We start from the raw sequence: 14,590 nt of genomic DNA, 5'->3' as shown, positions 1-14,590 counted from the left end.
TGATGACTGAAAAGAAAAATAAAAAAGATCGTGTTTTATCGATTCGTGATTTAAGTATTTCATTTGAAACTGGATCTGGAATTGTTAATGCAATTCGTGGTGTTCGTCTAGATTTATTTAGAGGAGAAACAATTGCGATAGTAGGTGAATCAGGTTCAGGTAAATCTGTAACAGTAAAAGCAATCATGGGTATTTTAAGTAGTAATGGGAAAATTGATGAAGGATCAATCATCTTTAATTATAAAGATGCTCATGGTGAAGAAAAATCAGTTGATTTAGTAAAAATGAGTCCAAAGCAAATTCGTTATCAAATTTGTGGTAAGAAAATTGCGATGGTATTCCAAGATCCAATGACATCACTTGATCCAACCATGACGATTGGAAAACAAATCATGGAAGGAATGATTGAACATGAGAAAATATCGCATGCTGAAGCAAAAGAAAGAGCACTTAACTTATTAACTTATGTTGGTATTGAATCACCAGAGAAAAGAATTAACCAATATCCACACCAATTATCTGGTGGTATGAGACAACGTGTGGTAATTGCGATTGCTTTATCATGTAATCCAGATATCTTAATTTGTGATGAACCAACGACTGCACTTGATGTTACAATTCAAGCTAAAATTCTTGAGCTTATTAAAACGGTTCAAGCTGAAAAAGGAATTTCTGTTATTTACATTACACATGATTTAGGAGTTGTTGCAAAAGTAGCGGATTATGTTGCGGTTATGTATGCCGGAAAGATTGTTGAAAAAGGAAATATAAATGAGATTTTCTATGATCCACGTCATCCATATACATGGGGGTTATTAAGTAGTATGCCAGATGTTGATACGGATAGTCATCGCTTGTTTGCGATTCCTGGATCACCACCAAACTTATTAGAGAAGATTAGTGGCGATGCATTTGCTCCAAGAAATCCATTTGCTTTAAAAATTGATTTTGAGGAGGAACCACCCATCTTTGATGTAGGTGGACAACATCGTGTATGTAGTTGGCTTTGCGATCCACGTGCACCTAAAGTGAGTATGCCAGAGCAATTAAGAATAAGAATTGAAAAAATGAAAAAGGAGGATTTAGCGAATGGATAACCGTGCTCCTTTACTTCAAGTAAAAAACTTAAAACAACATTTTAAAATTAGTAGAAAATATACAACAAAGGCAGTTGATGGAATTAGTTTCGATATTTATCCTGGTGAAACATATGGATTAGTAGGTGAATCAGGTTCTGGTAAATCAACAACTGGACGATCTATTATTCGCTTATACACACCAACTGATGGCGAAGTAGTTTTTGATGGACGTAAAGTTAGTGGTAAGTTATCAAAAGAAGATGAAAAATATTTGCGTACTAACATGCAAATGATATTTCAAGATCCTATGGCTTGTCTTAACCCAAGAAAAAAAGTAAAAGAAATTATAGCACAAGGATTGGAAATACATCATCTTTATAAAGATAAAGCAGACCTAGATGAAAAAGTAGATCGAATTCTAGAGCGTGTTGGTTTGTCAAAAGAGCATGCAACTCGTTTCCCACATCAATTTTCAGGTGGTCAACGTCAACGTATTGGTATCGCTAGAGCATTAATTATGAATCCTAAATTAGTTATTGCAGATGAAGCAATATCAGCACTCGATGTATCAATTCAAGCCCAAGTAGTTAATCTAATGAAGGATTTACAAGATGAATTAGGTACTACTTATTTATTCATAGCCCATGACTTATCCATGGTCAAATACATTAGCAACCGAATAGGTGTTATGCATCTTGGTCACATCGTGGAAACTGGAACAACTGACGAGATATTTCACAACCCAATCCACCCGTATACGAAATCTTTGTTGTCAGCGATTCCTCATCCAAATCCTGTGGTTGAGAAGAAACGTGTAGCGATGGTCTATGATATGGAGAAAGAGGGCGTTGATTATACAAAAGGCAAATTGTTTCAACTAACTCCAACTCATTCTGTTTTAGCAACAGATGATGAATTTGTTCGCTGGAGCAAATAAAACAATAGAACACTTGGTTATTCCAGGTGTTTTATTTTGCTCTTCTTGTGAAAAAAATAGTAATGATAGGTTTTACAAAATGTAACAAATTTACATTGGGCATAACCGTTTTACTATGAAAAATCTATGCTATAATAAGAAAGCAATATGGTGAATAACCTTAATAGGGAATAGAGTAAATCTCTAGCTGCCCCAGCAACCGTGATGCGGACAAGATTTTCGATAACCACTGTACAAACGTACGGGAAGGGAAAATCAAGGATGATGCTAAGCCGGTAGACCTGCCTGTTGCAAAATTTTACGATTCTTCTGGGTGAAAGATGTCGGCGATTTAAACAGATTTTTTGTTTAATTACGTACTTATTCACTCATTCATCGAAGAATGAGTTTTTATTTGGTTGAAGGGGGTGAATTAATGAAAGATACACGTGCATGTGCTTATTCGTTTCTCTATGAATCATCATCACTATGTGATTATGAAATAGCAACGGATGAGTTGGCTTCACAAATTGGTTTAGCAATGCATTATGTAAAGCATCATGATTTGAGCAAGTTAGTTGAACTTGTCTATCATGCAAATGGCTCTATGCGTGCAAAAATCGCAATAAGTGAAGAAGACATTCAATACCTTAATCAATTGTATGACGATACACTGAAACAGGTTGGAGCATGTAAGTACTTTGTTTTACCACAAGGATCAATTGGGGCATGCCATCTACATTGCTTGCGGAGTAAAACAAAATCAATTATTCGATTAATCCATCAAATAGATCAAGAAGAAAATAGAGAAAAAAGATATATTCTCCACGACTTCTTCAATCTTCTATCAAATATTTTCTTATTAATGGCTTTAGTTGAGAATAAAAATGAAAATGTAGAAGAAATGCAATTCATTTCAAAAAGTTATGAATGTTAGAACACTGACAAAAATAGCGATAATGGCAAGCATTCAAAGCGTTGTCTTTACAATATTTTCTCAAGTATTGTATTTGGAAGGAATTACGTTTACTGTGTGTTTGTTTGCTTGTGCATTTAGGAAAAATGAGGCAATTCTTGCTTCATTTATCTTCGGTATGGTAAACATGCTTGTCCAAGGTATCAACATTTGGACAATGATGTATGTTTTGATTTATCCAACCTATAGTTTCATTGTTTCATCTTTAAAGCCAATATTATTAAAAAGATTAGGTTTAATGGTATTTGTATGTGGTGTATTATCATTTGCAACTGGACAATTACTAGATTTGCCATTTATCTTATTTTCAAAAGAAGTAACAATATTCTATATTTTATTAGGATTAAAAACTTCTTTAATACAAGGATGTCTCAGTGCATTGATGTGCTTACTTATCTTTGAACCATGTTTAAAAGTATTGAATAAAATCGAGGGGGAATATTAAAATGAAAAAGAAAATAATTATAGCATTAAGTATAGTAGCAGTAATCTTATTAGCAGGATTTGGATTTAATCAATTAATGCCAAAACAAGAAGCACAAATAGGCGATAAAGCAATTAATATAACAGTTGTGGATAAAGTGAATGATGCAGAATTATATAGTGGTACAATTCATACCGATGCAGAAACATTAGGTGATGCATTAGCTGAAGCAGAAGAACTTAAAATGAAAACAGAAGACAGTACTTATGGAAGATTTATTGTATCTTTGTGTGATGTTGAACAAGGACCACAAGAATCTGGACCTTGGTGGTTATATGAATCAACAAATAATGAAACATGTAAATCACAAGGAATGTGTTTAGGCATTGATGAAACTATGATTAAAGATGGTGATGATTTCACATTTAATCTAGTTGATAGTTTTAATTAAAAAGATACAAATCAAGTTTAGAATTAACCTAGTGATTGTGGATGAAGAGAAATAAACTAATCACGTGTAACTAGGGTTCTCATATTTTGGAAAAGGAAGAATAACATATGGAAAATATTGAAGTAATCAAGCGAGATGGTAGGATCGTTCAATTTAATCGCGAAAAAATTGAAACAGCAATCGAAAAAGCATTTGTAGAAAGAGATAATATTCAAGGCAGTATTGATACAATTTGTAAGAGTGTCATGAATAAAATTCAAGATTTAAATGTTAACAAAATAGAAATCGAAAGAATTCAAGACATCGTGGAAGAATCTTATGTAGAGAATCATTTTGTGGAGGAATACAAACGATTTAAACAATATCGTCAAAAAAGAACATTGGCACGTGAATGTTTCTCATCAAAAGAACATAAGTTGATGAAGACATTAGAAAACTTTGGAATAAAAGAAGCAAGTGAAGTTGATGAAAAAAGAGAAAATGCCAATATCAATGGCGATACAGCCATGGGTTTAATGTTAAAGTATGGAAGTACTTTATCAAAAGCATATACATCGGCATATTGTTTGGATAAACGATATGGGGATGCTCATGATTTTGGAGATATTCATATTCATGATTTGGATTTCTATCCAATGGGAACAACAACTTGTCTTCAAATTAATTTGGAACAATTATTTAAAGATGGCTTTAATACAGGTCATGGTTTTTTAAGAGAGCCTAAGAGTATTGGTTCCTATGCATCATTAACAGCAATTGCAATTCAATCCAATCAAAATGATCAACATGGTGGCCAAGCAATACCTTTATTTGATTACTATCTTTCTAAGGGTGTACTTTGTTCATTCAAGAAAAATTATCATCAAGTATTAATAGACTATCAAGATTTTACAAGTAAGTATAGTGATGAAGAGTTACATCAAATTAATGAAAAAATAGAAGCGTTAGAAGATTTGTGTGGTGTAGAGAACGCAATGCAAATTTTTGAAAAAGTTGTTCAAAAAACGGAGAGAGAAACTTACCAAGCGATGGAAGGTTTAATTCATAATTTGAATACAATGCATTCTCGCGCAGGTGCTCAAGTACCATTTAGTTCAATTAACTTTGGTACATGCATCAGTGAATCAGGAAGAATGGTAACGCGTAATCTATTACTTGCAATGGAGAGTGGATTAGGTAATCACGAAACACCAATATTCCCAATTTTAATTTTCAAAGTAAAAGAGGGAATTAATTATAATCCTGAAGATATTAACTATGATTTATTTAAACTTGCGATTCGTTGTTCATCAAAAAGAATGTTTCCTAACTTTGCGTTTATTGATGCACCATTTAATAAGCAATACTATCAAGAAGGAAGACCTGAGACAGAAATTGCTTATATGGGATGTAGAACACGTGTTATTGGAAACTCAGCATGTCCAAATGATGAAGTTGTCGTAGGTAGAGGTAATTTGAGTTTCACTTCAGTTAACTTACCAAGACTTGGAATTAAACATGGTTTGGGTAGAGATGATATTGATGGTTTCTTTAATGAATTAGAAGATAAAATGGAACTTGTTAAGGGACAATTAATTGAGCGATATAAAGTTCAATGTCAAAAGAAAGTAAAGAACTTTCCTTTCTTAATGGCACAAGGCAACTGGAAAGGTTCTGAACAATTGGATATGGAAGATTCAGTTGAATCAGTTCTTAAACAAGGGACGCTTACAATTGGGTTTATTGGTTTAGCAGAATGTTTAGTAGCCCTTACTGGTAAACATCATGGTGAGAGTGAAGCATCACAAGAGTTAGGTTTACAAATTGTAAAAAGAATGCGTGAGTTATGTGATGAATTTAGTAAAGAAACAGGATTGAATTTTTCGCTGATTGCTACACCAGCAGAAGGATTATCAGGAAGATTTATTAAAATCGATAATGAAGTTTATGGTCCAATTCCAAATGTTACAGAAAGAGATTACTATACGAATTCTTTCCATGTACCTGTTTATTATCCAATCAACATCAAACGCAAACTTGAGATTGAAGCTCCTTACCACGAATATACAAATGGTGGACATATCTCGTATGTTGAAGTTGATGGGGATATGGCGAATAATTTAGATGCATTTGAAAAAATTGTTCGAATTATGAGAGAAACGAATATTGGATATGGAGCTATTAATCATCCTTTAGATCGTGATCCTGTTTGTGGCTATAATGGAATCATCAATGATGAATGTCCACAATGTCACCGCGTAGAAGAAGAAATTCCATTTGAAAGAATTCGCCGTATTACTGGTTATTTAGTTGGTACGCTAGATCGTTTTAACAATGCTAAACTACAAGAAGTAAAAGACCGTGTTAAGCATGGACAAAATTAGACTTGCAGCACCATTGCAATCAGATAGTATCGTAGATGGCCCAGGACTTCGACTTGTAGTATGGACTCAAGGATGTCCACATCACTGTGCTGGATGTCATAACCCAAAGTCACATAGTTATGAGGATGGAGAAGAGAAAGATATTGCAGCATTATGTAATGAGATAAAATCACTAGATTATCATACAGGTATTACTTTTTCGGGTGGAGAACCTATGGAACAAGCTGAAGCATGTTTAAAAATTGCACAGTTTTGTAAAGAAATGGGTTTAAATATTTGGTGTTATACAGGGTATACCTTCGAACAATTAACACAAGCAAAAGATGATGCCACCATGAAATTTCTTGGGTGTATTGATGTACTTGTCGATGGCAAATTCAAGCAAGAACTTAAATCATTAGAATTAAAATTCAAAGGTTCAAGCAATCAAAGATGCATTGATGTACAAAAAACACTAAATCAGCATGAAATAACTTTAATTTACTAAAGACAATCTTCGGGTTGTCTTTTATAATAGTAAGAAAAGGAGAATTCTAATGCGTAAAGAGAAGAATGGAATGAAATCTGTAGATTTTAGAAGTGACACCGTTACATTTCCTACTCAAGAAATGAGAAATGCAATGATGAATGCAAAGGTTGGAGATGATGTTTATGGTGATGATCCAACTGTCATTGAACTAGAAAATTTAGCAGCAAAAATGTTAGGTAAAGAAGCAGGACTTTTTGTAAGTAGTGGAACAATGGGGAATTTATTATCGATTTGGGCTCACACCAACCGTGGGGAAGAGATTATTACTGGTTGGCACAATCATATTATTGTCCATGAACAAGCTGGTATAGCACAAATTTGCCAAGTAATGCCCCATGTTATTTGTCATGAAAATGATTTTATTTATCCAGAGGATATTGAAAAAAATATTCGTCCAGATGATATTCACGAACCTAAAACGACGTTAGTTAGTTTAGAAAATGCATTGTCTAATGGTTTAGTCATACCACTAGATATCATGAAAGCAAATTATGAAATGGCTAAGAAATATGGTCTAAAAGTTCATCTTGATGGAGCACGTATTTTTAATGCAGCAACATCTTTAAAATGTGATGTAAAGGACATTGCACAATATACAGATAGTGTAACTTTCTGTTTGTCAAAAGGGCTTGCGGCACCATATGGCTCAGTGATTGTAGGAAACAAGGAATTTATTGAACGAGCAAGACGTCATAGAAAAATGATTGGTGGAGGAACACGTCAAGCTGGAATGATGGCTGCATGTGGACTTGTAGCACTTAAGAAAATGACGAAGAGATTGAAAGAAGATCATGCGAATGCGAAATACATTGCAAGTGAATTAGCTAAACTTGATGGCATCTGTGTTGATGTTGAGAAAGTTCAAATCAACATGGTATTCTTTAAATTTGATAAAAAGAAATTCAATGATAAGAAATTTGTTGAACTTTGCAAAACAAATAATCTTCTTATTAATCCAAGTAATGATTGTGAATATCGTGTTGTAACACATTATTGGATTGAAAAGAAAGACTGTGATTTGTTGATTAAAACAATCAAATCTTGTTTAAAAAATAAAAAGTAATGAAGATAAATCAAATACAATGGGTATTCTTTGACATTGGTTCTACCCTAGTGGATGAATCATTTGCACTAGAAACTCAATTCAAAAAAACAATCGAAAAGCATGATATTTCTTATGATGAGTTTGTAAGTAAAATCGATGAATATACACGCTTAGGAAAACATGGTTATAGGGAAGCTTGCAAGTATTATGGATTAGAAACAAAGCCATGGTCAAGCGATAAAGAAAGATTATATTGTGATACAATCGAAGTTTTAGAAAACTTAAGTAAGAAAGTTAAACTGGGAATTATAGCCAATCAATTGCCAGGATTAAAAGAGAGATTAATAAAACTCAAGATAGCAGATTATTTTGAGGTGATTGTGTCATCAAGTGATGTTCAGTTAGAAAAACCAGATCATAAGATTTTTGAAATAGCGTTGCACGATGCAAAATGTGAATCCAATGAAGCGATAATGATTGGTGATAGAATTGATAATGATATTCTTCCTGCAAAGCAGTTGGGGATGAATGCGATTTGGGTGCAGCGTGATTTTGAAATGACAGACATTGGAAATCTTGCGGATAAGCATGTGACAAGTTTGCGTGAAATAATAGAAATATTTGTTTCTTAAATCGACATAGTTCGTAGAAAGACAACGTATGAAGAGAAGTATATTTAAGAATACTGGACAATGGTATAAGGGAAATCTACATTCACACACAACCTTATCAGATGGTAACCTGAGTCCAGTAGAGGCAAAAGAACTTTATAAGAAGTTAGGTTACCAATTTATTAGTTTTACCGATCATGATTTATATTATGATCATCGTAAAGAATTAGATGATGAACAATTTATAACACTTCCAGGAATGGAGTTGTCTGCAAGTTTAAGAAGTGAAGATGATAAAGTCACATTAAAGACACATCATTTAAATGGATTTCTTGGAACAGTAGAAATGCAAAATAACAAAAGGAATGTACCGATCGAAGGAAAGTATTTAACTCCAAGAAAATTTATTGGTAAGTGGGATGGAAAGCAAGTAGCACAAGAAATGTGTGATCAACTACGTGATTATGGCATGTTTGTGATGATGAATCATCCTGTTTGGTCAAGAGTTGATGAAGTAGAATTCATTGACACAAAAAATATTTGGGGTCTAGAGATTTACAATTATGGAACAGAACTTGAGAGTAATACTGGATTTGATTCGTTGCATTGGGATGTGTCATTAAGAAGAGGAGCAACTTTGTTTGCAACCGCAACGGATGATAATCATAACAATCCTTCATTACCTGATTCAGGTGGTGGTTATGTTATGGTTCGATCTGAAGCACTTACTCATGAATCAATTATTCAAAATCTATTGGAAGGGAATTTTTATTCATCTTCTGGACCTTCACTATTTGATTTTGGAGTTGATGAGGGATGTTTGTATGTTGAGTGTTCAAATGTTAAGGAGATTCGTTTTATTGTTGGAAACCGTGTAGGAGATGGACGTACTGTGCGTGCTGGTGAATCTGAAACAATTTGTCATGCTACTTATCCATTAAGAGGACATGAAGAATTTGGACGTGTTGAATGTGTTGATGAGACAGGTCATATCGCTTGGAGTAATCGTATTAAATTAAAAGGGTAGAAAATTTTCTACCCTTTACTATTTAATCAGCTAACATTTTAATTGCGGTGGCAAGACCTTTTGTTTTTTCAATACTACATGAGCAAATAGCAACTCTTATTCCCAAATTTACTTTTACCGTGAAGATGTGATGTTTAATCAATTTTTCATGAAGCTGGTCACGTTGATTGTTATCTTTACATTTAACTGTTACGAAAAATCCTTCTTTGTATGGATATACATCGAGTCCAACTTTATTTGCTTCTTCCATAAAAATGGAACTTCTTTGTTTAAGTAAATCAATATAATCTTGTTTCTCAGATAAGAAGTTAAAGTAATTATCAGTTGTAACCCATGTGAAATTATCCATTGCTGCATTTGGTATATTACTCCAAACAGCACGTGCATGTTTTTCAAACACGATTTCAACTTCACGAACACTTTCTTCTTTTTTAGCAAGAATAATTGCAGCACCACAACGTAAGCCATAAGATGTACATGTCTTTGAACAACTAAATGCGATACTAATAAGAACATTGTCAGAAATATGATTGAAAGCTTCCATGACTTTACGTGATTGTGGGATATCATATGCATAATCAATGTATGCAATATCATCGATTAATACAACAGGTCCAATCTCTGAACATTTATTCAAGAATTCAATAACTTGATCCCATTCACTTCTTGTCATTGAGTATCCAGTTGGGTTGTGACATGGATCATTGATGACGATTAGTAATTTTTTTTGTTGATTGAGTACTTCACTACAAACTGCTTTGAATGAATCAAGATTGAAGTGATCTTCTTCAAATAATGAATACGTTTGCACCTTGAAATTATTTTGTGTAGCCATTAATTTATAACTTCCCCATGCAATGTTTGGAAGAATTACTGTTTCATTTGCATCCAAAATATTAGCAAAAGTCATACTTACTGCACCACTACCACCTGGAGTCGCAATAACACGGTGTGCTAAATCAAGGTTTGCACCTTGTGTTACCCATTGATATACCTGTTGGCGATAAGAATCGTTACCTACAAAGCTTGCAGCGTATTTCGCTTTTGCTTTGTTTGAAATTTGATTGTAATGATCGAATACACTCTTGTATGCAACTAATTCACCATTTTCATCATATAAAGCACCGATTGTTGCATTAACCACATTTTCAGGGCCAATCTTCTTTGCTTCTTTGTTTGCCAAATCAACAACTGCAAAGACGGTATCTTCTATAGGAACTAAATCTGCTGCTTTTCTAGTAAATGTCATCTTGTTTACCTCTTCTATCTTATCTTTAAGTATAGAAGTACCAACCACCAAAATCAAGAATATGGTGGATAAAATATTCTAAATCATGTAAACTAATGAAGTATTTAAGGAGTGATGGTATGAATAATTTTTGGAGAAATGTGGGATATCCATTATGTATTATGATTATTGGCGGATTATTGGTTCGCTTTCTTAATCCATATGTCCCCAATGAAGTAATTATTATTTTGGTCGCAGCAACATGCTTTGCAGTGGGAGTAAGTTTACACTATGGTAAGAAGAGCAATGGCTGGATACAAAAATTTGTGATTGCATTCTTTTTCTTGTTTTTTATATTCTGGGATTTAGGTTATATCGTTTTACCCGAATTAAAAAATATATTTGATCTAGTTGGAATACAAGGATTTGTGATTCACTTATTCTATGTATTTTGTGGTTGGAGTTTCTTCAAATAAAAAGATGTACTTCAGATGGAAGTGCATCTTTTCTTTTACTCAAATAGTTTTGAACCAATTCGTACCATGGTTGAACCACATTGACAAGCAATTAAATAATCATCACTCATCCCCATGGAACACTCTTTTATCATATCATGACCAAATTTTTCTTGAAGCATATTAAAATAGGTTTGCGCTTCTTTAAAAACTGCTAGAATTTCTTCTGTATTTTCAGTGTGCGGACCCATACACATAATACCTTGAACTTTTACGTTTGGGTAGGTTAGGCATTGATTGATAAACGTAATTGCTTCTTCTTTATCAATACCACTTTTTGTGTCTTCTTGAGCAAAGTTAAATTGAATAAGAATTGGAATTACTTTGTCTAGTTTTTGAGCTTCTTTATCTATGATTTTTACAAGCTCAATACTTTCAACTGATTGGATATAGCTAACATAAGGAAGAATCATCTTTACTTTATTACGTTGTAAATGACCTATGAAATGCCATTCGATATCTTGGGGTAATTGTTTTGCTTTATCAATAAGCTCTTCGGCTCTGTTTTCACCAAAACATCTTTCACCCATAAGATAATACTGTTGGATTTGTTCTATACTTCTTTTCTTACTAACAACAATTAATTTTTGATTTGTTAAATCTTGTCTAATTTTACTATAATTACTCATCGTATCACCCACCAAATTGTATCACGATTGTGTTATAATTCCTATGGTGGTGATGAGTATGAAATGCGATTTACATTGTCATAGTATCTATAGTTTCGATAGTACACAGAGTGTTGCAGATGTTCTAGAAAGAGCGAAAAAAGCTCAGATTGATGTATTAGCCCTATGTGATCACAATACAGTTGAAGGTTCTTTAGAAGCTCAACTACAAAATGAAATTGAGATTATTTCGGGCATTGAAATTGATTGTTTTTGTAAAGATACAATTATTCATTTAACTGCATATGGGATGGATTTAAACCATCCAAAATTATTAGAATTAAAGAGTAATTATATTAAGGAACTAGATCGTGTTGGCTCTATTCGATTAAAACTTGTAGAGGATAAATATGGGTGTAAACTTGATGAGAATAAGATAAAAGGAATGACACATGGTGGTTATCCTTATACCAATGTTGAAATTGAAAAAGTATTACTTGAAGATATTGAACATCCAGATTTGAATATATATAAAACAGGATCTAAAAGTAATAGCCCGATTGCTAATTACTTTTGGGATCATCTTGCTATTGGTAAATGGGGTTATGTTGAAATGAAACTTCCCCACTATAAAGAAATCATAGAATTAGTTCATCGATTAAAAGGAGTAGTTATTTGTGCTCATCCCAAAGTAACAATTGCGCAAGATTTAGATTTGATTAATGAATTAATAGAATCAGGTATTGATGGTTTTGAAGCTTATTGTTCATACCATAATCAAGAAGATGCTCTTTTCTACAAAGAGATATGTATAAAAAATGATTTATGTATGACAATTGGTAGTGATTTTCATGGTTCTACTAAACCGAATATCCAATTAGGGGATACTGGATATGATGGTGATTGTACAAGGATAGTCCATGATTTAAAAAGAAGAATACAAGAAAAACAAAGATAAATTGTGTATAATGGAATAGAGGTGGTTGAATGAAAAATAAGAAGTTAGAGAAGGAAATCGTTGCACTTGTTTTAACGATTGTTTTTTGTATCATCGCTGTCAGTGTGGTGTTATTAATATTAATTAATACATTCAACGAAAAGCAAAAAGAAGAAATAATAGAAAAAACAAAACCACCAGTTGTAAGTAATTACAGTGCAAGCATCTTCTTTGGTGGGAAAGTAAGTGTTGATGATGATCTAATCAGTGAATATACAGTTGATGGAGTTCAAGATTTTTATCCGCTTATTGAAAATATTGAACCAGCAGTTAGTAATAATGAAGTGGCTTTATTTCAATTGGATGATGTTGTAGTTAATGACTACAAAGAAGAGGGAGTTCCTAAATCATTTGCGGATATGTTTTCTAGCATAGGATTTTCAATGGTTTCATTAGCAAGTGCTGATCAATTGGAATTAGGGGAGACACAATTATTAGATTCTCATACTTATTGGGATAATCAAATTATGTATACCTCAGGTAGTGAAGCACATGAACAGGGGACAACCGCTATCTATGATAAAAATGGTATAACCTTTGGATTACTTTCTTATACGATGCCTCAAAATATTGAAGGGATTACAATAACAAATCCATTTTTGTTGGATGTATACAATGATCAAAAAGCAGCAAGTGATATTATGAATTTAAGAAATCAAGTAGATATTATCATTGTTTATCTTGATTGGGGTGAAGTTGATTCATTTGAAGTAACCAATGAACAACATCGGATTGCTAAGTTATTAGCTGATTCTGGTGCTGATGTACTTCTTGGTACAGGAACAGGAAGTATCCAACCAATTGAATGGATTGATGATACAATTGTTTATTATTCATTAGGTAATCTACTGACAACAAATACCGATTTAGATGAACGAGTTGGGATGATAGGAAGTATATTCGTTCAGAAAACAGTTGTTGATGGCGTTGTGACAATAGAAAAAAGTCAACCCAAGGCTGACTTAATTTATACAACATCCAATTCTACAAAAATTATGATGTTCGATGAACTAACTGATGAACTTCAAAATAAAGAAAGTGTATATGAAAAGTATAGTGTTGTTCTTACGATGCTAGATGATTCCATCCGTATAGGTGGAATTAAATAAGTTTCATTTTAGAATCTTGTACAGGTACAAGGTTCTTTTTTTGTAGATAAGGTAAGAGTAGTTTAAACACAATAACTAACATGATAATTTCAATAGGTAATAATAAAGTATTCTTTACTAAACTTGCACTTGCATAGAAGATGAATCCTTTTGAATAGAGCATGGAACTCCATAGCGAACCTAAAAGTACATTACAGAAATAAGATACAACTGTTTTTGCAAGAATTAGTTTGGTAATGGTTATGCGTGTATTGTAAAGAAATAATGCATAGATAAAACAATTGAGCATAGCACTTAAGATATACCCTGGAAAAAATGCACCAAATGGAAATAACATAAACCCAACCAAGTCAGTAATAAACCCACTCACTAGTCCTGGGATAGGACCAATGATACAAGCCTCTACAGCGATTATAAGGAAGGTAAATGAAATTCTAAGGTTTTCACCCACTGGAATGAAAACGCCTGCCATAATCACTTTAAGTGCGATGAAAACGGCCATAATAGCGAGATAGTTAATCGATTTTAGATTTTGAGCTGATTTTTTGAACATAAAAAGTCTCCTTTCCTCCACAATGTGAAGAATGAGAGACTCAATTCACAGATGTGGGACTATAGTTGCACCGCAAGTTTCCTTTTCGTCCAATGCTTCCCAAGCACTAGCACTTAACGCACAACCAAGTAACTACCTTAAGAATATAAAGATGTGAAC

The 14,590-nt window shown here is 33.1% G+C and carries 16 protein-coding genes and 1 riboswitch; of the genes, 13 read left to right on the top strand and 3 right to left on the bottom strand.

The annotated features are described in order from the left end of the window. Positions 1-2: 2 nt before the first annotated feature. The 10 genes from B5D14_RS00410 (at position 3) to B5D14_RS00365 (ending at position 9,421) form a co-directional block, all read left to right on the top strand. Positions 3-1,097: an ABC transporter ATP-binding protein gene (locus B5D14_RS00410; protein WP_078710614.1), complete on the top strand. Its 1,095-nt coding sequence runs from the start codon at positions 3-5 to the stop codon at positions 1,095-1,097. Beyond that, complete coding sequence (locus B5D14_RS00405; RefSeq protein WP_078710613.1) at positions 1,090-2,016, top strand: ABC transporter ATP-binding protein; 927 nt, start codon at positions 1,090-1,092, stop codon at positions 2,014-2,016. Before B5D14_RS00410 ends, B5D14_RS00405 begins: the two co-directional genes overlap by 8 nt. Before the next feature lie 130 nt (positions 2,017-2,146). After that, a riboswitch (cobalamin riboswitch) is annotated at positions 2,147-2,319 on the top strand. A gap of 112 nt (positions 2,320-2,431) precedes the next feature. Further along, positions 2,432-2,932 (top strand): hypothetical protein, encoded by a 501-nt coding sequence (locus B5D14_RS00400; RefSeq protein WP_078710612.1) that lies wholly within the window; start codon positions 2,432-2,434, stop codon positions 2,930-2,932. Positions 2,933-2,954: 22 nt separating this feature from the next. Next, on the top strand, positions 2,955-3,416 hold the full coding sequence (locus B5D14_RS00395; RefSeq protein ID WP_200804721.1) for a hypothetical protein: 462 nt from the start codon (positions 2,955-2,957) through the stop codon (positions 3,414-3,416). Between the two features lies 1 nt (position 3,417). Next, entirely contained in the window at positions 3,418-3,846 is a 429-nt protein-coding gene (locus tag B5D14_RS00390) for a DUF4430 domain-containing protein (RefSeq protein WP_078710610.1), read from the top strand. Between the two features lie 107 nt (positions 3,847-3,953). Then, complete coding sequence (locus B5D14_RS00385) at positions 3,954-6,209, top strand: anaerobic ribonucleoside triphosphate reductase (RefSeq protein WP_078710609.1); 2,256 nt, start codon at positions 3,954-3,956, stop codon at positions 6,207-6,209. Further along, positions 6,196-6,696 (top strand): anaerobic ribonucleoside-triphosphate reductase activating protein, encoded by a 501-nt coding sequence (gene nrdG / locus B5D14_RS00380; protein ID WP_078710608.1) that lies wholly within the window; start codon positions 6,196-6,198, stop codon positions 6,694-6,696. Before B5D14_RS00385 ends, nrdG begins: the two co-directional genes overlap by 14 nt. A gap of 49 nt (positions 6,697-6,745) precedes the next feature. Further along, entirely contained in the window at positions 6,746-7,801 is a 1,056-nt protein-coding gene (ltaE, locus tag B5D14_RS00375) for a low-specificity L-threonine aldolase (protein WP_200804720.1), read from the top strand. Beyond that, complete coding sequence (locus B5D14_RS00370; protein ID WP_078710607.1) at positions 7,801-8,415, top strand: HAD family hydrolase; 615 nt, start codon at positions 7,801-7,803, stop codon at positions 8,413-8,415. The genes ltaE and B5D14_RS00370 overlap by 1 nt, the downstream gene beginning before the upstream one ends. A gap of 28 nt (positions 8,416-8,443) precedes the next feature. After that, complete coding sequence (locus tag B5D14_RS00365) at positions 8,444-9,421, top strand: PHP domain-containing protein (RefSeq protein WP_078710606.1); 978 nt, start codon at positions 8,444-8,446, stop codon at positions 9,419-9,421. Positions 9,422-9,443: 22 nt separating this feature from the next. On the opposite strand, the gene B5D14_RS00360 is transcribed toward B5D14_RS00365, so the two are convergent. After that, on the bottom strand, positions 9,444-10,670 hold the full coding sequence (locus B5D14_RS00360; protein WP_078710605.1) for a pyridoxal phosphate-dependent aminotransferase: 1,227 nt from the start codon (positions 10,668-10,670) through the stop codon (positions 9,444-9,446). A gap of 119 nt (positions 10,671-10,789) precedes the next feature. Here B5D14_RS00360 and B5D14_RS00355 point away from each other — a divergent pair, with 119 nt between their 5' ends. Continuing rightward, a complete protein-coding gene (locus B5D14_RS00355; protein WP_078710604.1) occupies positions 10,790-11,125 on the top strand; it encodes a hypothetical protein in 336 nt (111 codons plus the stop codon). 35 nt (positions 11,126-11,160) lie between these two features. On the opposite strand, the gene B5D14_RS00350 is transcribed toward B5D14_RS00355, so the two are convergent. After that, on the bottom strand, positions 11,161-11,793 hold the full coding sequence (locus B5D14_RS00350) for a YggS family pyridoxal phosphate-dependent enzyme (protein WP_078710603.1): 633 nt from the start codon (positions 11,791-11,793) through the stop codon (positions 11,161-11,163). A gap of 58 nt (positions 11,794-11,851) precedes the next feature. Here B5D14_RS00350 and B5D14_RS00345 point away from each other — a divergent pair, with 58 nt between their 5' ends. After that, positions 11,852-12,730 (top strand): PHP domain-containing protein, encoded by an 879-nt coding sequence (locus B5D14_RS00345; RefSeq protein ID WP_159443667.1) that lies wholly within the window; start codon positions 11,852-11,854, stop codon positions 12,728-12,730. A gap of 29 nt (positions 12,731-12,759) precedes the next feature. Next, positions 12,760-13,878: a CapA family protein gene (locus tag B5D14_RS00340; protein ID WP_078710601.1), complete on the top strand. Its 1,119-nt coding sequence runs from the start codon at positions 12,760-12,762 to the stop codon at positions 13,876-13,878. Here the strand turns inward: B5D14_RS00340 and B5D14_RS00335 are convergent. After that, complete coding sequence (locus B5D14_RS00335) at positions 13,871-14,431, bottom strand: folate family ECF transporter S component (RefSeq protein ID WP_078710600.1); 561 nt, start codon at positions 14,429-14,431, stop codon at positions 13,871-13,873. The two genes, B5D14_RS00340 and B5D14_RS00335, sit on opposite strands and share 8 nt — an antisense overlap. Positions 14,432-14,590 lie beyond the last annotated feature (159 nt).

Origin of the sequence: Anaerorhabdus furcosa (assembly GCF_900167375.1) — a bacterium.
GTDB classification, from domain to species: domain Bacteria; phylum Bacillota_I; class Bacilli_A; order Erysipelotrichales; family Erysipelotrichaceae; genus Anaerorhabdus; species Anaerorhabdus furcosa.
This window is presented reverse-complemented; position numbering and strand designations above follow the sequence as displayed.